2 protein-coding genes are annotated in these 1595 nt (G+C 70.0%); both read left to right on the top strand.

From position 1 onward, the window contains the following. The first annotated feature begins 253 nt into the window (after positions 1-253). Positions 254-685, top strand: coding sequence for a 50S ribosomal protein L11 (gene rplK, locus ABZU52_RS30160; protein WP_124820953.1), 432 nt, complete (start codon positions 254-256; stop codon positions 683-685). Positions 686-763: 78 nt separating this feature from the next. Beyond that, positions 764-1480 (top strand): 50S ribosomal protein L1, encoded by a 717-nt coding sequence (gene rplA / locus ABZU52_RS30155; protein ID WP_354974337.1) that lies wholly within the window; start codon positions 764-766, stop codon positions 1478-1480. The last annotated feature ends 115 nt before the right edge of the window (positions 1481-1595 follow it).

Here is a 1595-nt window from a genome sequence, read left to right as displayed (position 1 = left end):
GTGGTGTCCGTCCGGGGGCGGGTCCCCCCCGGTGCACCACAACACCCCCCCGGCCCCAATCTGCTTCTGGGCGGGCGCCGGGGGGCGGGGCCCCCCCCCGACGTCGGCGTACGCGCTCTCGCTCGACCTCGGCGGACGAGTGGGCTGCGGCCTGCGCTACTCTTGAATGTCGCCGCTGTCGCACCGCGCTGACCGTGCGCGCCCGAGGGCGGCGACAGCCGCATTTTCCCAGCTCCAAGCCCCAGGAAGTGACATGCCTCCGAAGAAGAAGCTCGTCAAGACGTTCACGCTTCAGTTGCCGGCGGGCCAGGCCACGCCGGCGCCGCCGGTCGGCCCCGCGCTCGGCCAGCACGGCGTGAACATCATGGAGTTCTGCAAGTCCTACAACGCGCAGACCGAGTCTCAGCGGGGCGACATCGTCCCCGCCGAGATCAGCGTGTACGAGGACCGGTCCTTCACGTTCGTGCTGAAGACCCCGCCCGCTGCCCGGCTGCTGATCAAGGCTGCCGGTGTGCAGAAGGGTTCGGGTGTTCCGCAGTCCGAGAAGGTCGGCTCGGTCAGCCGCGCCCAGCTGCGTGAGATCGCCGAGAAGAAGATGGCCGACCTCAACGCCAACGACATCGCCCAGGCCGAGAAGATCATCGCCGGCACCGCCCGGTCGATGGGCATCACCGTCAACGACTGACGTCGGCCCCGGCCTTCGACCCGACCGTGGGAGGGCTCGCGCCGAGCGGCCCGCCAGAGACCACAGGAGTAATCAGCAATGCAGCGCAGCAAGAGCTACCGCAAGGCCGCCGATGTCATCGACCGGTCGAAGCTCTACACCCCCACCGAGGCCGTGAAGCTGGCCAAGGAGACCACCAACGTCAAGTTCGACGCCACGGTCGAGGTCGCCATGCGCCTCGGCGTCGACCCCCGCAAGGCGGACCAGATGGTCCGCGGCACGGTCAACCTGCCGCACGGCACCGGTAAGACCGCCCGCGTGATCGTGTTCGCCAGCGGCGCGAAGGCCGAAGAGGCCGCCGCCGCGGGTGCGGACGAGGTGGGCACGGATGAGCTGGTCGCCCGGATCCAGGGTGGTTGGCTCGACTTCGACGCGGCGATCGCCACGCCGGACCAGATGGCCAAGATCGGCCGGATCGCGCGGATCCTGGGCCCGCGCGGTCTCATGCCGAACCCGAAGACCGGCACGGTGACCATGGACGTCACCAAGGCGGTGCAGGACATCAAGGGCGGCAAGATCACCTTCCGGGTGGACAAGCACTCCAACCTGCACCTGATCATCGGCAAGGCCTCCTTCACGGAGAGCCAGCTGGTGGACAACTACGCCGCGGTGCTCGACGAGGTGCTGCGTGCCAAGCCGTCCGCGTCCAAGGGCAAGTACCTCCGCAAGGTCATCCTGACCACCACGATGGGCCCGGGTGTCCCGGTCGACCCGAACCTGGTGAAGAACCTTCGGGAGGACTCGGCCGAGGCCTGAGTCGACAGTTCGCTCCACCGGGGCGGGGCCCCCGCGGGGGGGGGGCCCCCGGGGGGGGGCCGGGGGGGGGGGGGGGCCGCAATGGGGGGGGGTGAGGCTGGGTGGGGGGGGCACC

This window comes from Micromonospora sp. NPDC005220 (assembly GCF_040607895.1).
In the GTDB taxonomy this organism is placed as follows: Bacteria; Actinomycetota; Actinomycetes; order Mycobacteriales; family Micromonosporaceae; genus Micromonospora.
The sequence above is the reverse complement of the archived record's forward strand: the minus strand, read 5'-3'. Positions and strand labels throughout refer to the sequence as shown.